Genomic DNA, 18138 nt, shown 5'->3' with positions numbered 1-18138 from the left:
CGGATGCGATTGAGCCATTTCCTCGCCGGGGTCAGCTTTGCCGGAATTGGGGCCGCGGGACTGGCGCTGCCCGCCGCGGCGCAGACCGCACCGCCTGCTGCGCAGGCGCCGGCAGCGACGCCGAACGAAACGCTGCGCGAGGCGATGGTCAAGGCATATAATACCAACCCCACGCTGTTTGCGGAGCGCGCGACGTTGCGCGCAAGCGACGAGGATGTCCCGATCGCGCGGTCGCGCGGCCTGCCGGGTTTGAGCTCCACCGGACGCTACAGCGAGAATCTGCACGACAGCGACAGCAGCGGACTGTCTTCGCCGCGTCAGGGCAGCGCGGGCCTCAGCCTCTCCGTGCCGGTGTTCTCGGGCGGCGCCGTGCGCAATTCGGTGCGTGCGGCGGAAACCCGGGTCGAGGCGGGCCGGGCTGGGCTTCGCAGTGTCGAGACCCAGCTCTTCACCGATGTCGTCGCCGCCTATCTCGACGTGATCCGCGACGAGGCGACGGTCCGGCTCAACCAGCAGAATGTCCGCGCGCTCGAGGTCAATCTTCAGGCGACGCGCGACCGGTTCGAAGTGGGCGACCTGACCCGCACCGACGTTGCCCAGTCCGAAGCGCGTCTCGCAGGCGCGCAGAGCCAGCTTCGCGGCGCCGAGGCCGGGTTGATCAGCAGCCGGGAGAATTACATCCGCGTCGTCGGTACGCCGCCGGGCATCCTTGCACCGCCGCCGCCTTTGCCCAATCTGCCGTCCAGTCCGGATCAGGCCGTGAGCGCGGCGCTGGAGGATAATCCGGCGCTCGACGCCGCGAAGAAGGCGCGCGATGCCTCGGCGTACGACGTCAGCGTCGCGCGCGCAGGGCGTCTGCCGCAGGTCAGCGTCGGCGTGAACGGCGACTACTACAACCGCTTCGGCGCGGTGCCCGGTCCGGGGCGCGCGGCTGGACTGGCCAATGACGGCTTTGCGACCAGTGCGGGGGTCAATCTGACGCTGCCGCTGTTCCAGGGTGGGCGTCCCGCGGCGCAGGTCCGCCAGGCACAGGCGCGCCAGTCGGCGGCGATGGAGCAGGTCACCTCGGCTGAGCGTGGCGTGATCGCTCAGACCCGTTCGGCCTATGCCGTCTGGCAGTCGGCGATGCGGGTGATCGAGAGCAGCCGGCTCGCGGTCCAGGCCAATCAGCTCAGCCTAGAGGGTGTTCGCGCCGAGAACAGCGTCGGCACGCGGACGATCCTCGATATCCTCAACGCCGAGCAGGAACTGCTCAACTCGCAGGTCCAGCTCGTCACTGCCGAGCGCGACGCCTATGTCGCCGGCTTTGCGGTGCTGGCGGCGATGGGCCGTGCCGAGGCGCAGGATCTGGGGCTCGACGGCGGGCCGCTCTACGACCCGGTCGCCAACTACAACCGCTCGCGCCGCAGCATCTCGGACTGGCGCGATGGGCCGGCGCCCGAGCCGCAGGCGACCCGCACCACCGATACGCCCGCACAGACCCCCATGGTCTCCGGTCCCGTCGATCCCGCACGGCCATACTAAATCTTAAGGCCTGATGGTTGACAGCTGTGTAGGAATTCCGACACTTGGCGTGTCTGTTTATCCCTAACGCGGGAACAACGAATGGGGGACGTCAGTAACGAACCGTCGATGGAGGACATCCTGTCCTCGATCAAACGGATCATCGCCGAAGAGGGCGAGAGTGCGGTGACGGCCCGTACCCGACGTCCTGCGCGCGCTGCCCCGCCCGCACCCGTCGCGGACGAGGACGAGATTCTCGAGCTGAGCGAGCCGGTTCCCGCCGAATCGCGCCAGGCCGGGGAAGCTGCACCGGAGCCCGTTCAGGCTGCTGCGCCGGCCGAACCGATCCTCTCCGCCACCACGGCCGAGGCGAGCCGCGGACCGCTCGAGGCGCTCTCGCGGCTGATCGTGAAGCCGGACGTTGCTGGTACCGACACGCTTGAGGGGCTGGTGCGCGAGATGCTCCGCCCGATGCTGCGCGAATGGCTCGACGCGAACCTTCCCCGCATGGTCGAGGAAATGGTGCAGCGCGAGATCGCCCGGATCACCGCGGGCCGCGACTGATCTTGTTTTGCGTGCGCCGCCCGTTAAGGGCGGGGCATGAGCGAGCTTCCCAAGACCTTCGACCCGGCTGAAATCGAATCGCGCTGGTACGCGCATTGGGAGGAGGGCGGCCTGTTCCGCCCCGACCGCCCTGGCGCCGAGCCCTGGACGATCGTCAACCCGCCGCCGAACGTGACGGGCTCGCTCCATATCGGCCACGCGCTCGACAACACGCTGCAGGACATCCTCGTCCGTCACGCCCGCCTCAAGGGCAAGGACGCCCGCTGGGTGGTGGGTACAGACCATGCGGGCATCGCCACCCAGATGGTGGTCGAGCGCCAGCTCAACGAGCGGCAGGACAAGCGCACCAACTATTCGCGCGAGGACTTCATCGACCTCGTCTGGAAATGGAAGGAAGAGAGCGGCGGCACGATCACCCGCCAGCTCCGCCGCCTCGGCTGCTCGATGGACTGGTCGAACGAGCGCTTCACCATGGACGAGGGCTTTTCGAAGGCCGTGCTCAAGGTGTTCGTCGACCTGCACAAGCAGGGGCTGATCTATCGCGACAAGCGGCTGGTGAACTGGGACCCGGCCCTCAAGACCGCGATCTCCGACCTCGAGGTCGAATCGCGCGCGGTGCAGGGCCATATGTGGCACTTCAAATACCCGCTCGCTGGCGGCGAGACCTACACCTATGTCGAGCGCGACGCCGACGGCAATGTGCTGCTGGAGGAAGAGCGCGACTATATCTCGATCGCCACTACCCGGCCCGAGACGATGCTGGGCGACGGCGCGGTCGCGGTGCATCCCGATGACGAGCGCTATCGCCCGATCGTCGGCAAATTGTGCGAGATCCCGGTCGGGCCCAAGGCGCTGCGCCGCCTGATCCCGATCATCACCGACGATTATCCCGATCCCGATTTCGGATCGGGCGCGGTCAAGATCACCGGCGCGCACGACGAGAACGACTATGGCGTCGCGCAGCGCAACAACATCCCGATGTATCGCCTGATGGACGAGAATGCGGCGATGCGCGCGGACGGTGAGCCCTATGCCGTGGCGGCGGCGCGTGCGCAGGAGATCGCCGGCGGCGCCGCATGGACCGCGGCCGAGGTCGATACCCTCAATCTGGTGCCCGACGCCTATCGCGGGCTCGACCGCTACGAGGCGCGCAAGCGCGTCGTTGCCGACATCGATGCCGACGGGCTGATGATCCAGGTCGAGGACAAGCAGATCATGCAGCCGTTCGGCGACCGCGGCGGCGTGGTGATCGAGCCGATGCTGACCGACCAATGGTATGTCGATGCCGCGACGCTGGCCAAGCCCGCGATCGAGGCGGTCCGCTCGGGCGCGACCAAGGTCGTGCCGAAGTCGTGGGAAAAGACCTATTTCAACTGGATGGAGAACATCCAGCCCTGGTGCGTCAGCCGCCAGCTGTGGTGGGGCCACCGCATCCCGGCCTGGTATGCCGAGGATGGCCGCATCTTCGTCGCCGAGAGCGAGGAGGAGGCGCAGGCGCAGGCAGGAGAGGGCGTTGCGCTCAAGCGCGACGAAGACGTCCTCGACACCTGGTTCTCCTCCGCTTTGTGGCCCTTCGCCACGATGGGCTGGCCCGACGAGACCGACCCGACGCTGGGCGGCCGCTACCCGAACGACGTGCTCATCTCCGGCTTCGACATCCTGTTCTTCTGGGATGCGCGGATGATGATGCAGGGTTTGCACTTCATGAAGGAAGTGCCGTTCAAGACCCTGTATCTCCACGGACTTGTCCGCGCCGCGGATGGGCAGAAAATGTCCAAGTCCAAGGGCAATGTCGTCGATCCGCTGATCCTGATCGACAAATATGGCGCCGACGCGCTGCGCTTCTTCATGGCCGCCATGGAGAGCCAGGGCCGCGACGTGAAGATGGATGAGAAGCGGGTCGAGGGGTATCGCAACTTCGCGACCAAGCTGTGGAACGCCGCGCGCTTCGCCCAGTCCAACGGGATCAGCGCCAGCGAGCATATCGAGCCGCCTGTGGCGACGCTCGCGGTCAACAAGTGGATCGTCGCGGAGACGGTGACGACGGTGCAGGCGATGGACCTTGCCTTTGCCGACCATCGCTTCGACGAGGCGGCCAACGCGATCTACCAGTTCACCTGGAGCCGATTCTGCGACTGGTATCTCGAGCTGATCAAGCCGGTCCTGCAGACCGAGGGTGCCGAGGGTGCGGAGGAAACCCGCCTCGTTGCCGGCTGGGTGCTCGACCAGATCCTGGTCCTGCTCCACCCGTTCATGCCGTTCATCACCGAAGAACTGTGGTCGAAGCTGGGCGATCGCCCCGACTATCCGCTGATCACCGCGAAATGGCCGATGGCGGACGCCCGCGCGCTGGATTCGCACGCGGCGAAGGAGATCGACTGGCTGATCCGGCTGGTGAGCGAGCTGCGCGCCGCGCGCAACGAGCTCAACGTGCCCCCCGGTGCGCGTCTGCCGCTGTTCGTTCGCGATGCCCATGCCGAGACCGAAGAGCAGCTTGTCCGGCAGGAGCCGGCGCTCGCCCGTCTCGCCCGCGTCGATCGCGCACAGGGTGACGTCCCCGCAGGCGGCGCGTTGCAGATCGTGGTGGACGAGGCGACCTTCGTCCTTCCGCTCGAAGGCGTGATCGATCTCGACGCCGAGCGCGCGCGCCTGACCAAGGCGATCGCGGCGGCGGAGAAGGAGCGGGACAGCCTGAACGCGCGCCTGTCCAATCCGGCTTTCGCCGAAAAGGCCAAGCCCGAGGCGGTGGAGAAGGCGCGTGCCGATCATGCCGAGAAATCGGCCGAGGCGGCGCGGCTGAGCGCGGCGCTGGGTCGGCTGGGCTGAGCGCCGAGGCCTTTCCCCGATTGGCGGGGAAGGGCCGCTTCGCGAAGTTCAACAAGAACGCCGGTTCTTCCGGCGAAACGACCGTCACGCGACTGCGACAGGACCGCGACGCGGCGCCTTCGCGACGCTGACGCGACTGCCACGCGACAGTGGGGCGACGCCTGCGAGACCGTTGCGCGACACCCACAGGACTGTCGCACGACGCTGACGCGACACCGGCGCGACGAACAGGCGACACGGCTGCGATGCGGAGGATATCTGTCCCGTTCGATCATGGGACGGTCCAGATATCGCGAAACCGAGGCTGTAGGAAAATGGTTTCTCGAAGCGGTCATGAACTGGGCGAGGCGGCAGGCTGGTGCGGCGGATGCCGGGAAACCGGGCGTCAATGGATCGTTCATCCTGTGGGCGGTACTGGCTATCCTATGCGTATTCGTAATTTGCTTTCGGTCGGCGTCGCGCTGGTCATCGCCACGCCCGCATCCGCCCAGGTCGCGGGCATCGACGCGATGAAGGAATGGAACCTGATCGTGCTGGGCGACCTGCAGTCCGCCGGACAGGTGGAAGGGCGTACCTTTGTCGGCGGCAATTTGAGCGGCGGCTCGTCGGACTATCAGGTCCGCACCCCGGCGCCCTCGCCGCGCGGCACGCCGGGCCTGACCGTGGTCGGCGACGTCAATGGCGGGCACAAGAACCTCAACAATGCGTCGGGCGCGGCGATCGGCGGCAACGTCAACAGCGGCTTCAACCTCAACGGGGCGTCGCAGACGGTGCAGGTCGGCGGCAGGATTTCCAACACCAACGTCAACCAGAACACGGTCAATTCGGGCCTCAACACCACCAACCCGGCCTTCCGCGTGGGGCTGGAGCAACAGAAGAGCCTGCTCGGGTCGAGCCTGACCAACCTGTCGTCCGACATGAAGGGGATGGCGGGGAACAGCAGCTTCACCGTCAGCGGCAGCCGCGGCACGTTCGACGCCAAGCCCGATGCCAAGGGCGTCGCGGTGTTCAACATCACCAGCGCCGATCTCAGCAAGATCAGCGAGATCAAGTTCAACCTGAACGGCGCCGAGACCGCGATCGTCAACGTCAGCGGATCGGCGATCGCGCTCAACCAGAATTTCCTCGGCGGGACCAAGGGGCTGGGCGAGAATGTGATCTGGAACTTCGCCGATGCCACCAGCGTCGCCATCTCGACGGCGTGGGGCGGATCTGTGCTGGCGCCCAAGGCGATCGGCCAGGTTTCCAACAGCATCGATGGTTCAGGCGTGTTCGGCAGCCTGCAGCAGAATGGCAGGCTCTCGGGCGGCTATGACGGTAATTATGTGCCGCCGACGACCAATCCGGGTGGCGGCAGCAGCGGCGGGGGCAACCCGACGCCGGTGCCCGAAGAGACGATCGGCCTGTTCGCGCTGGGCGCGGCCGGGCTGGGACTGCTCCACTGGCGCCGCCGGCGCAAGGCGAAGGCCGCGCGCGAAACCGCCGCCTGACGCTTGCGTCGCCGGGCGGGCTGTCCCACAAGCCCGCCATGTCCCATTACCCCGCGCTTCGCCTCCGCCGTACCCGCGCCTCCGCCTGGAGCCGCCGGCTGCACGCCGAAACCGTGCTGACCCCGGCCGACCTGATCTGGCCGCTGTTCGTCACCGAAGGGGAGAGTGTCGAGGAACCGATCGCGTCGTTGCCCGGCGTGTCGCGCTGGTCGGTCGATCTGGTGGTGGCGCGCGCGAAGGAGGCCGCGGCGCTCGGCATCCCGTGCCTGGCGCTGTTTCCCAACACGCCGCTCAAGCTGCGCACCGACGACGGGCGCGAGGCGCTCAACCCCGACAACCTGATGTGCCGCGCGATCCGCGCGATCCGCGATGCGGTGCCGGACATCGGCCTGCTCACCGACGTCGCGCTCGATCCCTATACCGCGCATGGCCATGACGGGCTGGTGGATGAGGCGGGCTATGTCCTCAACGACCGGACCGCCGAGCTGCTGGTGGGCCAGTCGCTCAACCAGGCGCGTGCGGGGGCGGACATCATCGCGCCCAGCGACATGATGGACGGTCGCGTCGGCCTGATCCGCGAGGCGCTGGAGGGCGAGGGCCATGTCAACGTCCAGATCATGGCCTATGCTGCCAAATACGCCTCGGCATTCTATGGCCCGTTCCGCGATGCGGTGGGCAGCCGGGGCCTGCTCAAGGGCGACAAGAAGACCTATCAGATGGATCCGGCCAATGCCGAGGAAGCGCTGCGCGAGGTCGAACTGGACCTGGACGAGGGCGCGGACAGCGTGATGGTCAAGCCGGGGCTGCCCTATCTCGACATCGTCCGCCGCGTGAAGGAGCGGTTCGAGGTGCCGGTGTTCGCCTATCAGGTAAGTGGCGAATATGCGATGATCGAGGCTGCGGCGGCGGCCGGGGCGGGGGATCGCGACGGACTGGTGCTGGAGACGCTGATGGCGTTCAAGCGCGCGGGATGCAGCGGCGTGCTGACCTATCATGCGGCACATGCGGCTCGTCTTCTGGGCGCATGATCGAGACGGAACGCCTGATCCTGCGCAAGCCGCGCCCGACGGACCATGACGCGCTGTTCGCGATGTGGGCCGATCCGGTGGTGATGGCCGATCTCGGCCCCGTCAAGGACAGGGCGGCGAGCGAGGCGACGCTCGCGCGGCACGACGGTTACCGGCACGAGGGGCTGGGCTTCTTCACCGTGGAGTGCAAGGCGGACTGGGCCGTGATCGGCTTTTGCGGGCTCAAGCGCGGCGATCCGCCGCACCCGATCGCGGGCGAGATCGAGGCCGGCTGGCAGATCGCGCAGCCCTTCTGGCGGCAGGGCTATGCGCTGGAAGCCATGCGCGCGGTGTTCGAGTGGGGCTGGGCGAGCTTCACCATGCCGCGCATCGTCGCGATCACCGCTGAGCGGAATGTCGCCAGCCAGGGGATGATGACACGGCTCGGCATGACGCGGCTGGCGGACGGCGATTTCGAGCATCACGCCTTCGCCGCCGCTGATCCCTTGCGCCGGATCGTTACCTACAGCATCAATCGTCCGTGAGTATCGCGTAAAGAGGGGGAGGCGATGAGCGCCGAAGCAATCGCCGATTCGGCGGAGATCGAGCCTGCAACCGCTCCGCGCGCCGTTGGCCCCATATTCGTCGCGGCGATCCTGCTCGGCAGCTTCCTGCTGTTCCTGGTCCAGCCGATGATCGCGCGCATGGCGCTGCCGCGGCTGGGCGGCGCGCCTGCCGTGTGGAACAGCGCGATGCTGGTCTATCAGGCGCTGTTGCTGGGCGGCTATGCCTATGCGCATTGGCTGGGCCGGGTGCCGGTTCGGCAACAGGCGATGATCCATCTCGGCGTGCTTGCGGTCGCGGCGCTGTGGCTGCCGATCGGGCTGATGGCGATGCAGATGCCCGCCGATGCCGAGCCTGCGGTGTGGGTCCCCTGGCTGCTCGGCGCCTCGATCGGCCCGCTCTTCTTTGCCATCTCGGCGCAGGCGCCCTTGCTTCAGCGCTGGTTCGCCGCCGCCTCGGGCGGGCGCGATCCCTATGCGCTCTACGCCGCGTCGAATGTCGGCAGCTTCGGCGGGCTGCTCGCCTATCCATTGCTGGTCGAGCCGGGGCTGGCGCTCAAGGGGCAGAGCTGGCTGTGGACCGCGGGCTATGCGCTGGTGTTCGTTGCCGTCGCGGCCTGCGCGCTGCTGCTCCCGCGCAGGATCGCCGATCAGCCCCATGTGCATGCGACCAGCCCGGGGCCGTCGCGCAAGCGGGTTGCGCACTGGATCGCGCTCGCCTTCGTCCCCTCGGGCCTGATGCTCGCCACGTCGAGCTTCCTGACGACCGACATCGTCGCGGTGCCGATGCTGTGGGTACTGCCGCTTGGCCTCTACCTCCTCAGCTTCACCATCGCCTTCGCCGCCCGCCGCTGGCCGGCCGAGATCCTGACCCGGTTCGCGCCGGTGACGATCCTGATGTTCGGCGGACTGATGATCGCCGGGCACAACGCCCATGCCGAGCTCAACGCGCTGATGGCGCTCGGCCTGTTGTTCATGGTCTCGGTCGCGCTCCACACGCACATGTACGATCTGCGGCCCGAGCCGGACCGGCTGACCGGCTTCTACCTTGCCATGTCGGTGGGCGGCGCGCTCGGCGGCGTGTTCGCCGCCCTGATCGCGCCGCTGGTGTTCGACTGGACCTATGAATATCCGATCCTGATCCTGGCCGCGGGGCTGCTGGTTCCGCAGTCCTTCCTGCTCCCGTTCTTCGCCCGATTGTGGAACGCCGAAGGGCAGGGGATGCGCATCCGCGTGCTGCTGGTGACAGTGCTGGTGGCGTCGATCGTGTGGCTAGGCCTGTTCGGTCCGGCCGCCCAGCTCGGCGAGAAGGTGCTGGGGCTGATCTACCTTGCCGTTGCGCTGATCGGCCTGTTCACGATCGGCGTACGCCTGCCCTATATGATCGTTCTGGCCGGCGCGCTGTTCCTGTTCGGCGGCTATCGCTCCCTGGCGATCAGCTGGGAAGGCGATGCGCGGACGCGCAGCTATTTCGGCGTCTACACGATTACCGACCTTGCGACCCAGAAGCGGCTGGCGCACGGCACGACGCTGCACGGCGTACAGCTGGAGGGGCATGATCTGCTGCGGCGCATGCCGACGACCTATTATGTGCCCGGATCGGGCGTCGGCCGCGCGATGATGGCGGCGCAAGCCCTTTATGGCCCCGCGGCGCGGATCGGCGTCGTCGGCCTCGGCACCGGAACGCTGGCCTGCTACGCGCGGCCGGGGCAGGACTGGCGCTTCTACGAGATCGACCCGGCGGTGGTCGAGCTGGCGCGCGGGCCGTTCCGCTTTCTCGAGCTCTGCGCGCCCAGGGCACAGGTCATTCTGGGCGATGCGCGGCTGCGGCTGAACGAGGCGCCCGCCGGAAGCCTCGACCTGCTCGCGCTCGACGCCTTCTCGTCCGACGCGGTGCCGATGCACCTCATGACGCGGGAGGCGTTCGCCACCTATGACCGCGTCCTCGCCAAGGACGGACTGCTGCTGGTCCATATCTCGAACCGCTTCCTGTCGCTCGAACCCGTGGTCGAAGCTGCTGCGAAGGCGGGCGGGTGGCGTGCGGCGGCGCTGGCCTATGTGCCTTCGCCCGACGAGGAGATGCAGGAAGCGGCGACATCCGACTGGATCGCCCTGTCGCGTTCTCCCGAGACCATCGCAACGCTGAAGGCACGCGGCGGTGCGTGGCGCGAGCTGGAGGAAACCCCGGGCTTCACGCCCTGGACCGACGATTATGCGACGATCCTGCCGGTGCTGCGCAGCCTCAACAAGGAATAGAGCGCGGCTATTTGAACCGGAGCGGCAGGCCGGCGGCGACGAACATGACCTCGTCGACCGCCGCGGCGATCTGCTGATTGACCCGGCCCGCCTCGTCGCGAAAGCGGCGCGCCAGCGCGTTGTCCGGCACGATGCCGAGACCGACTTCGTTGGCGACGAGGATCACCGGACAGGCTGCCTCGGCCAGTGCTGTGACAAGATCGCCGGTCGCCGCATCGATATCCCGATCTGCGAGCAGCAGGTTCGAGGTCCAGAGCGTAAGGCAATCGACCAGCAGCACGCGGTCCGGGTGATCCCCGGAGCGGATCGCGGCCGCAAGGTCGAGCGGCGCTTCGACCGTGGTCCATGCCGGGCCGCGATCGGCGCGATGGCGTTCGATCCGCTCGCCCATCTCGGCATCGAGCGCCTGCGCGGTCGCGACATAGACGAAGTCGCCGCCAAGCGCTTCCGCGCGTGCCTGTGCGTAACGGCTCTTGCCCGATCGCGCGCCGCCGAGAACGAGCAGGCTCATGCAGATGTCCTTTCGGTTGCCAGTGCGATCAAGGCGTCGATGTCGAGATGGGTTTCGAGCGCTGCGGCGATCTCGTCGAGCGCGCGATCGACGGCGTCGCGATAGCTGGTGCCGCTTGCGCCGGCGCCGAGCTTCGCCAGCAGCGCGCCGCGCTGCGCCGGATCGGCAAGCAGGCCATGGACATAGCTTCCCATCACCCGCCCGTCCGCGCTGATCGCGCCGTCGCTGCGGCCATCGTCGAAGGTGGCGAAGGGCTGCGACGTGCCGGGGCCGCCCGTTTCGCCCATATGCATCTCATATCCGTCGAAGGACGCACCCAGTGCCCGTCCGCGCACAGGGCGAAGCGCCTTGGCCGCCGTCAGCACCGTATCGACGTCGAGCAGGCCTAGCCCCGCGGCCTCGCCCGGCGTACCCTCCAGCCCGAGCGGATCGGCGATCCGCGTGCCGAGCATCTGATAGCCGCCGCACAGCCCGAGGATCAGCCCGCCGCGGCGATGATGGGCGAGGATATCGATATCCCAGCCCTGTGCCCGCACCGCAGCGAGGTCGGCCAGCGTCGCCTTCGACCCGGGCAGCACGATCAGCGCGGCTTCCGCCGGGATCGGCTGGCCGGGCGGAACCATTACCAGTTCGACCTCGGGTTCGAGCTGGAGCGGGTCCAGGTCATCGAAGTTGGAGATGCGCGGAAGGATGGGGCAGGCGACGACGGTTCGTCCCGCTTGCCGGGCCGGAGACCGTTCGAGCCTGACCGCGTCTTCGCTGGGCAAGCATGCGGCCGCAGGCAGCCAGTGGACCAGTCCGTAGCCGCGCCAGCCGCTGCGTTCCTCGATCGCGCGATAGCCGTCCGCGAACAGCGCCGGGTCGCCGCGGAACTTGTTGATGATGAAGCCGCGGATCATCGCCGCGTCCTGCGCATCGAGCACCGCGCGGGTGCCGACGATCGACGCGATCACCCCGCCGCGGTCGATATCGCCGATCAGCACCACCGGCACGTTCGCAGCGCGTGCGAAGCCCATATTGGCGATGTCGCCCGCGCGCAGGTTGATCTCGGCCGGCGATCCAGCGCCTTCCACCACGACAATGTCGCAGGCCCGCTCGAGCCGCCCGAAACTCTCCATCACCTCGGCAAGCAACGCGCCCCGAGCGGCCCGGAAATTGCCGCTGCCCAGCGTCCCGCGAACGCGCCCATGGACGATCAGCTGCGAGCTGTGATCCGCCTGCGGCTTGAGCAGCACCGGGTTCATGTCGGTATGCGGCTCTGCCCGGCAGGCGATCGCCTGCAGTGCCTGTGCCCGGCCGATCTCGCCGCCGTCGATCGTCACCGCCGCGTTGTTCGACATGTTCTGCGGCTTGAAAGGCAGCACGCGCAGCCCGCGATTGGCGAGTGCCCGGCACAACCCGGCGACCAGCACCGACTTGCCCACGTCCGACCCGGTTCCCTGCAGCATCAGCGCACCCATGCCACCGCTCCTGCAATCAGCCAGAGCAGCGCACAAGCGCGCAGATAGAGGGCGAGCGCGCGGGAGATGTCGGTTGCCCCCGCATCGGTCCGGCCGTTGCCGATCCACGGCTTCGCATGGGCTTCGCCGTCATAGCTGACCGGCCCTGCGAGGCGCAGGCCGAGCGCCCCAGCCATCGCTGCTTCGGTCCAGCCGGCATTGGGGGACGCGTGGTTGCGCGCTTCCTGCCACATCACCCGCCAGCCGCGCCCGGCCCCAAGGCAGATGAGCGGCCCTGCGATCCGCGCGGGGAGCAGGTTGAGCAGATCGTCGGTTCGTGCTGCTGCCCAGCCGAACTCGCGCCACGGCTGCTCACGATGCCCGATCAGGCTGTCTGCGGTGTTGATCGCCTTGTAGATCCAGATACCGGGCAGGCCGAGGAGTAGCAGCCAGAAGAGCGGCGCGGCGATTCCGTCGCAGAAGCTCTCCGCCAGGCTTTCGATCGCGGCGCGCGATATGCCCGCCTGGTCGAGCGTTGCGGTATCGCGGCCGACGATCATCGCGACCGCGGATCGCCCCACCGCGAGATCGCCGCCCGCAAGCGCGTCGCGCACCGCGCGGACATGCTCGAACAGGCTGCGTTGCGCGAGACCGGGTGCCGCGAACAGCGCGACCGCGATCCAGCTCCACTCGCCGAAGAGGCTGTGGAGCAGCCAGGTCACGCTCAAGCCGATGCCACCTGCGACGGCAATCAGGAGCAGCACCGTCGCGACACCCGCGATCCGCCGCGTGCCCGCGCCGCCGCGATTCCATCGTTCGGCACAGCAGCGGATGATCGCCGCGAAGGCGTTCACCGGGTGACCGATCCGACGATAGAGCTGCGCGGGCCAGCCGATCGCGGCATCGATTGCGAGCGCCATGAGCGCGACCGGCTCAGCCATTTGCGAGGGCGGAGTCGAGCCGGTCGAGCGCTTCGGCATCGGCGGGCAATCCGATGCGCAGCCAGCGCGGATCATAGTCGAACGGCCGCGTCAGGATCGATCGCCGGGCGAGCCGCTCGAACAACGCCTGCGCGTCGGCTGTCTCGATGAGGCGGAACAGCGGGCAGGCGCCGATGGGGATATGGCCATGTGCCCGGAGCAGCTGGTCCAGCGCGGCCGCATCGGCCGCCAGCCGGATGCGCTCGGCCTCGATCCATCCGCTATCGGCATAGGCGGCGGTGCCGATCGCGATTGCTGCGGCCGACACCGGCCATGAGCCGAGGTGGCGGCGGAGCGTTGCGATCAGCTCCGGCGGCGCGATCACAAAGCCCAGCCGCACGCCGGCAAGTCCGAAGAACTTCCCGAACGAACGCAGCACGATCAGCGGCGTTGCTTCGCGCACTGCGCCGGCAAGGCTGTGGCGCGGATCGGTGTCGGCAAAGGCCTCGTCGAGGACCAGCCATCCCGCCGCCAGCTGGGCCCGGAGCGCGGCCGCCGGCGTGATCCTGCCATCGGGATTGTTGGGGTTGGCGAGGATCAGCGTGCCGGCACCGGGATCGGGCCCGTCGACGGCAACGCCGTCAGGGGCGATCTCGGCATGCGTTCCGTAGCTCGGCCAGCCATAGCGCACCGGACGGGGCAGATGCCCGCCAAGCAATCGCAGCCCGATTTCGGTGCCGGGAACCGCCAGCACGCACGCCGGGTCGGCGCCGAAATAGCGTGCGGCGGTCGTTTCGAGACCGGTCAGCGCACTTGCGTCGGGCAGCCGCGACCAATCGATCGCGAGCCGAGCGACGCCAGGCCATTGGCGAGGGTTGATGCCGGTGGAGAGGTCGATCCATGGCGCGTCCCCATCGCCGAACGTCGTGCGGGCCTTTGCGAGCTGCCCGCCGTGATGCGTCCATGGTGTCACGCCAGTCCGGCCCACAGCACCACGGCGATCAGCAAGCCGGTTTCGACCAGTTCGATTCCCGCGCCCAGGCAATCGCCCGAAACCCCGCCAAGCTTGTCCCTGAGCCAGAGGCCCCACCACAGGATCAGCAGCGGCGCCACGAGCAAGGCGGGCACGAACCAGCACGCGACGGCCCAGCCGATCGCCCACACGGCCAGCACGGGCAGGCTGGCGACGCCGATGAACCGCTCGGCCAGCCCCGCGTGGAGCGAGGGCAGCCAGCGCGTCCACGCCAGCGGGCCGATCCGCGCGACCGCGGGGATCAGCAGCAGGGCCGGCCATTGTGCCGGGGGGAGCAGGTGGAGCAGCACGAGCTTGGCGACGAGCTGCACGATGAGGGCGACCACACCGAAGCTGCCGACATGCGGATCGGCCATCACCGCGAGCAGGCGTTCGGGATCGCGATGCGCCGCGCCGCGCGCGTCGGCGAGGTCGGAGAGACCGTCGAGGTGAAGCGCGCCGGTGACCCACACCCAGGCAAGCAGCCCGGCAAGCGCTGCAAGCCAGGGGTCGATATGACCGCCCAGCCAGAAGGCGCCCGCGGTCACGCCGCCCACCGCCAGCCCGGCGACCGGGAACCAGCGCATGCTCGCGGCGAAGCTCGCCGCATCGACGGGGACGCCCGGCATCGGCAGCCGGGTGAGGAATTGCAGCGCGATGATCAGTCCCTTCATGGCCACAGCCCCATGATCTGCCCGCTGCGTGAAGGCTGGTCCCAGAATCGCAGCGCCAGCACGCTGGCATAGGGAAGGTCGAACGCCCAGAGCTGCGGTTGGGAGAAGCCGCACAGCACATGCAATGCCGCGCGCATCGCCCCGCCATGGGTGACGATCAGCGTGGGTTCGGAGGGCAGGTCATCGATCGCCGCGCCGATCCGGGCCACCAGCGCCGACCAGCGCTCGCCGCCGGGTGGCGGGTTTGCGTCGGGATCGCTCCAGAAGCGGCCGAGCGCATCCGCGGCGATCGCGCCGCTCTCCAGCCCGTCCCAGACGCCGAAATCGAGCTCCCGCCAGCGAGCGTCGATCCGAGGAGACAGATCAAGGTCCGCGGCAATCGCTTCCGCACAGCACGACGCGCGTTGCAGATCGGATGCGATCACATGCGCGACCGCAAGTCCCTCGGCCTGCGCCCGGCAGGCCGCAATACCCTGGGGCGTCACCTCGCAATCGGTGCGGCCCAGCATGCGCCCGGACAGCACCGGCGCGCCGTGGCGCATCAGATAAAGCGTGCGCGCGCTCACAGCTTTCCGGAGACGCTGGCCTCGGCGAAGGTCGCCATGCCGTTATGCGTCGCCAGCGCCGAGCGCACGATCGGCACCGCTACCGCCGCGCCGCTGCCCTCGCCCAGCCGCATGCCGAGCTGCAGCAGGGGCGTGAGGCTGAACTGGTGGAGCAGCCGGCGATGCCCGGGCTCGGCCGAACAATGCCCGGCCAGGCAATGTTCGGCGAGCGCGGGCTGATCGGCGACCAGCGGCGCAAGCGCGGCGCAGGCAATGAACCCGTCGAGCATCACCGGCACCCGTGCATGGCGCGCGGCCAGCACGGCACCGGCGATCGCCGCGATCTCGCGCCCGCCCAGCCGGCGCAATGTCTCGAAGGCAATGCGCGGGGCGTCTGCGTGCTTCGCGAGCGCCTGTTCGGTCACCGCGACCTTGCGCACGATACCGGCGGGATCGAGCCCGGTACCCGGTCCCACCCAGTCCCGCACGTCGCCGCCCAGGCTGCGCGCGCAAAGTGCCGCCGCCGCGGTGCTATTGCCGATCCCCATTTCGCCGACCGTGAGCAGATCGAGGCCGGGCTCGACCAGTTCAGCGCCGCGATTGAGCGCGTCGAGGCATTCGTCCGCGCTCATCGCCGGCGCTTCGGTGAAATCCGCGGTCGGGCGGTCGAGATCGAGCGCGATCACGCGCAGCTCCAGCCCGGCCGCGCGCGCGAGCTGGTTGATCGCCGCGCCGCCGGCCTCGAAATTCGCGACCATCTGCACGGTGACATCGGCGGGAAAGGCGCTGATCCCATGCCGGGTGACGCCGTGGTTGCCCGCGAAGATCGCCGTGCGCACCCGGTCGAGCGCGGGGCGTTCCTTGCCCTGCCAGCCCGCCATGAACAGCGCGATCTCCTCGAGCCGCCCGAGCGATCCTGCGGGCTTGGTGAGCTGCGCCTGTCGTGCGGCGGCGGCTTCGCGCGCGCCAGCGTCCGGTCCGGGAAGATCGGCGAGGCGGGCGGCAAAGGCTTGCGGGGAGTCAAAACGCATCAGTTACTCGCTTGCTGCGCGATCCGCCCGGTCGGCACGACCAGCGGCGCGGTTTCATTTCCTTCGATCCGTGCCTGCACCCCATAGACGCTGCGCAGATTGGCCTCGTTCAGCACTTCCAGCGGTGCGCCCTGCGCGACCAGCCGTCCGCGATCCATCAGCAGCAACCGGTCGCAATAGCGCGCGGCCATGGTGAGGTCGTGGAGGACCGCGACGACAAGCGCGCCCGATGCGGCTTCGCTGCGCAGCAACTCCATCACGTCGATCTGATGCCCGGGGTCGAGCGAAGCGAGCGGCTCGTCCGCGATCAGCCCGCGCGCCTCCACCGCCAGCGCCCGCGCGAGCAGGACCCGCGCGCGCTCCCCGCCCGACAGCTCGGTGGCGACGCGATCGCGCAGATGCTCGATATCGGCACGCTTCATCGCGCGGTCGATGATCGTCTGGTCCGCCGCCGAGATCCGCGACATCGGCGCAAGATGGGGAAGGCGGCCAAGCCCGACCAGCCGCTCCACCGACAATGGCCAGTGCAGGATCTGGCCCTGCGGCAGATAGGCAAGCTCGCGTGCGATCCGTGCGCGGGTCAGGCTGGTGATCTCGGCGCCGTCGAGGGCGATATTGCCGCGATAGGGGACCAGGCCCAGCAGCGCACGTATCAGCGTCGACTTGCCCGCACCGTTCGGACCGATGATCCCGATCAGCCGCCCCGGTTCGAGCGACAGGCTCATGCCGTCCATCACGGTTCGCGTGCCGAGCGAGACGCTCAGCGCCTGCGTCGTCAGCGTCACCATAGCCGGCGCTCCCGCAAGAGATGGACAAGGAAGACCGGGATTCCGAGGAAGGCGGTGACGACGCCGAGCTTGAGCTCGTTGGTCGCGGGGATCATCCGCACGCCCAGGTCTGAGAGGGTGAGCAGCAGCGCGCCGCCGATCGCCGACGGCCACAGGATCGCGGACGGGCTGCGGTCGGTGAAGGGCCGGATGATGTGCGGCACGATCAGGCCGATAAAGCCGATCGAGCCGGAGACGGCGACCGCGCCGCCCACGCCGATCGCGACCCCGACCAGCAGCCGCCAGCGCACCGCGCGCAGGTTGATGCCCAGCGCCCGCGCGCCGTCCTCGCCCAGGGTCAGCGCGTCGAGCGCGCGCGCATCCCACAGCAGCAGCGCGGCGCCGACGACGATACAGGGCAGGGCGATCCACACATGCTGCGACGAGCGATTCTCGAGGCTGCCGAGCAGCCAGTTCATGATCTCCATCGCCGCGAACGGGTTGGGCGACAGGTTGAGTGCGAGGCTGATCCCGGCGCCCGCCAGCGTCGCGATGGCGATACCGGCGAGGATCAGCGTCAACGCGCTTTCCGACTGGCCCGACAGGCCGAACAGCAGCACCAGCGCGACCATCGCGGCGGCGATGGCGAGCAGCGGGAGCAGCGCGGGGTGCAACTCGGCGATACCGAAATAGAGCGCGATCACCGCGCCGAATGCGGCGGCGTTGGATGCGCCGAGCACCGACGGTTCGGCCAGCGGGTTGCGCAGGAAGCCCTGGAGTGCGGCTCCAGCGAGGCCGAGCATCGCGCCGACCAGCAGGCCGAGCAGCATGCGCGGCATGCGCAGCTCGAGCACGATGGTGCTGGCGATCATGTCGCCCTTGCCCAGCAGCGCCGCGATCACCCGGTCGGGCGCGAGCGAGACAGTGCCGAAGCCGAGCGAGGCCAGCGCGGCGAGCGCGGTGAGCACCAGCAGCAGGCCGTTGAGGCGGAAGGACGCGCCGCGCGTCATCGCGTCACGAACCGCTTGCC

16 protein-coding genes are annotated in these 18138 nt (G+C 68.7%); 7 read left to right on the top strand and 9 right to left on the bottom strand.

Features of this window, described 5'->3' with window-relative positions:
• The first annotated feature begins 3 nt into the window (after window positions 1–3).
• From BDW16_RS03175 to BDW16_RS03145, 7 genes are all read left to right on the top strand, one after another.
• Window positions 4–1524 carry a TolC family outer membrane protein gene (locus BDW16_RS03175; protein WP_066575841.1) on the top strand — a complete coding sequence of 507 codons (1521 nt, stop codon included), beginning with the start codon at window positions 4–6 and terminating at the stop codon, window positions 1522–1524.
• An 81-nt stretch (window positions 1525–1605) separates the two neighbouring features.
• Complete coding sequence (locus BDW16_RS03170) at window positions 1606–2067, top strand: DUF2497 domain-containing protein (protein WP_164519396.1); 462 nt, start codon at window positions 1606–1608, stop codon at window positions 2065–2067.
• Window positions 2068–2103: 36 nt separating this feature from the next.
• Window positions 2104–4893, top strand: a complete 2790-nt coding sequence (locus BDW16_RS03165) for a valine--tRNA ligase (protein ID WP_066575833.1) — start codon at window positions 2104–2106, stop codon at window positions 4891–4893.
• 425 nt (window positions 4894–5318) lie between these two features.
• On the top strand, window positions 5319–6383 hold the full coding sequence (locus BDW16_RS03160; protein ID WP_066575831.1) for a choice-of-anchor A family protein: 1065 nt from the start codon (window positions 5319–5321) through the stop codon (window positions 6381–6383).
• Window positions 6384–6421: 38 nt separating this feature from the next.
• Window positions 6422–7411: a porphobilinogen synthase gene (hemB, locus tag BDW16_RS03155; RefSeq protein WP_066575829.1), complete on the top strand. Its 990-nt coding sequence runs from the start codon at window positions 6422–6424 to the stop codon at window positions 7409–7411.
• Complete coding sequence (locus tag BDW16_RS03150; protein WP_241230448.1) at window positions 7408–7935, top strand: GNAT family N-acetyltransferase; 528 nt, start codon at window positions 7408–7410, stop codon at window positions 7933–7935. Before hemB ends, BDW16_RS03150 begins: the two co-directional genes overlap by 4 nt.
• A gap of 24 nt (window positions 7936–7959) precedes the next feature.
• Complete coding sequence (locus BDW16_RS03145) at window positions 7960–10209, top strand: fused MFS/spermidine synthase (RefSeq protein WP_066575824.1); 2250 nt, start codon at window positions 7960–7962, stop codon at window positions 10207–10209.
• A gap of 7 nt (window positions 10210–10216) precedes the next feature.
• Here BDW16_RS03145 and cobU read toward each other — a convergent pair whose 3' ends face one another.
• The 9 genes from cobU to BDW16_RS03100 are packed head-to-tail and all read right to left on the bottom strand — an operon-like array spanning window position 10217 to window position 18118.
• Window positions 10217–10720 carry a bifunctional adenosylcobinamide kinase/adenosylcobinamide-phosphate guanylyltransferase gene (gene cobU, locus BDW16_RS03140; RefSeq protein WP_066575821.1) on the bottom strand — a complete coding sequence of 168 codons (504 nt, stop codon included), beginning with the start codon at window positions 10718–10720 and terminating at the stop codon, window positions 10217–10219.
• Entirely contained in the window at window positions 10717–12180 is a 1464-nt protein-coding gene (locus BDW16_RS03135; protein WP_066575814.1) for a cobyric acid synthase, read from the bottom strand. Before BDW16_RS03135 ends, cobU begins: the two co-directional genes overlap by 4 nt.
• Window positions 12168–13100, bottom strand: coding sequence for an adenosylcobinamide-phosphate synthase CbiB (gene cbiB / locus BDW16_RS03130; protein ID WP_066576377.1), 933 nt, complete (start codon window positions 13098–13100; stop codon window positions 12168–12170). The genes BDW16_RS03135 and cbiB overlap by 13 nt, the downstream gene beginning before the upstream one ends.
• A complete protein-coding gene (locus BDW16_RS03125; protein WP_066575811.1) occupies window positions 13093–14052 on the bottom strand; it encodes an aminotransferase class I/II-fold pyridoxal phosphate-dependent enzyme in 960 nt (319 codons plus the stop codon). The genes cbiB and BDW16_RS03125 overlap by 8 nt, the downstream gene beginning before the upstream one ends.
• Window positions 14049–14765, bottom strand: a complete 717-nt coding sequence (gene cobS, locus BDW16_RS03120) for an adenosylcobinamide-GDP ribazoletransferase (RefSeq protein ID WP_066575809.1) — start codon at window positions 14763–14765, stop codon at window positions 14049–14051. Before cobS ends, BDW16_RS03125 begins: the two co-directional genes overlap by 4 nt.
• Window positions 14762–15331, bottom strand: a complete 570-nt coding sequence (locus tag BDW16_RS03115; RefSeq protein WP_066575807.1) for a histidine phosphatase family protein — start codon at window positions 15329–15331, stop codon at window positions 14762–14764. The genes cobS and BDW16_RS03115 overlap by 4 nt, the downstream gene beginning before the upstream one ends.
• A complete protein-coding gene (gene cobT, locus BDW16_RS03110; protein ID WP_066575805.1) occupies window positions 15328–16341 on the bottom strand; it encodes a nicotinate-nucleotide--dimethylbenzimidazole phosphoribosyltransferase in 1014 nt (337 codons plus the stop codon). The genes BDW16_RS03115 and cobT overlap by 4 nt, the downstream gene beginning before the upstream one ends.
• Window positions 16341–17129 carry an ABC transporter ATP-binding protein gene (locus BDW16_RS03105; protein WP_066575797.1) on the bottom strand — a complete coding sequence of 263 codons (789 nt, stop codon included), beginning with the start codon at window positions 17127–17129 and terminating at the stop codon, window positions 16341–16343. The genes cobT and BDW16_RS03105 overlap by 1 nt, the downstream gene beginning before the upstream one ends.
• Window positions 17123–18118 carry a FecCD family ABC transporter permease gene (locus tag BDW16_RS03100; protein ID WP_066575794.1) on the bottom strand — a complete coding sequence of 332 codons (996 nt, stop codon included), beginning with the start codon at window positions 18116–18118 and terminating at the stop codon, window positions 17123–17125. The genes BDW16_RS03105 and BDW16_RS03100 overlap by 7 nt, the downstream gene beginning before the upstream one ends.
• Window positions 18119–18138 lie beyond the last annotated feature (20 nt).

It is taken from the genome of Sphingomonas koreensis (assembly GCF_002797435.1).
GTDB classification, from domain to species: domain Bacteria; phylum Pseudomonadota; class Alphaproteobacteria; order Sphingomonadales; family Sphingomonadaceae; genus Sphingomonas; species Sphingomonas koreensis.
Note: the sequence above shows the minus strand (reverse complement) of the source record. Positions and strands in the feature narration are given on the sequence as shown.

Bases quoted from the DNA above. Each gene is read 5' to 3' on its own strand.
- BDW16_RS03150 (WP_241230448.1), top strand. From the start codon at position 7,408: ATGATCGAGACGGAACGCCTGATCCTGCGCAAGCCGCGCCCGACGGAC.
- cobT (WP_066575805.1), bottom strand. From the start codon at position 16,341: ATGCGTTTTGACTCCCCGCAAGCCTTTGCCGCCCGCCTCGCCGATCTT.
- BDW16_RS03135 (WP_066575814.1), bottom strand. From the start codon at position 12,180: ATGGGTGCGCTGATGCTGCAGGGAACCGGGTCGGACGTGGGCAAGTCG.
- cobS (WP_066575809.1), bottom strand. From the start codon at position 14,765: ATGAAGGGACTGATCATCGCGCTGCAATTCCTCACCCGGCTGCCGATG.
- BDW16_RS03165 (WP_066575833.1), top strand. From the start codon at position 2,104: ATGAGCGAGCTTCCCAAGACCTTCGACCCGGCTGAAATCGAATCGCGC.
- cbiB (WP_066576377.1), bottom strand. From the start codon at position 13,100: ATGGCTGAGCCGGTCGCGCTCATGGCGCTCGCAATCGATGCCGCGATC.
- BDW16_RS03170 (WP_164519396.1), top strand. From the start codon at position 1,606: ATGGGGGACGTCAGTAACGAACCGTCGATGGAGGACATCCTGTCCTCG.
- BDW16_RS03100 (WP_066575794.1), bottom strand. From the start codon at position 18,118: ATGACGCGCGGCGCGTCCTTCCGCCTCAACGGCCTGCTGCTGGTGCTC.
- BDW16_RS03175 (WP_066575841.1), top strand. From the start codon at position 4: ATGCGATTGAGCCATTTCCTCGCCGGGGTCAGCTTTGCCGGAATTGGG.
- hemB (WP_066575829.1), top strand. From the start codon at position 6,422: ATGTCCCATTACCCCGCGCTTCGCCTCCGCCGTACCCGCGCCTCCGCC.
- BDW16_RS03105 (WP_066575797.1), bottom strand. From the start codon at position 17,129: ATGGTGACGCTGACGACGCAGGCGCTGAGCGTCTCGCTCGGCACGCGA.
- BDW16_RS03160 (WP_066575831.1), top strand. From the start codon at position 5,319: ATGCGTATTCGTAATTTGCTTTCGGTCGGCGTCGCGCTGGTCATCGCC.
- cobU (WP_066575821.1), bottom strand. From the start codon at position 10,720: ATGAGCCTGCTCGTTCTCGGCGGCGCGCGATCGGGCAAGAGCCGTTAC.
- BDW16_RS03145 (WP_066575824.1), top strand. From the start codon at position 7,960: ATGAGCGCCGAAGCAATCGCCGATTCGGCGGAGATCGAGCCTGCAACC.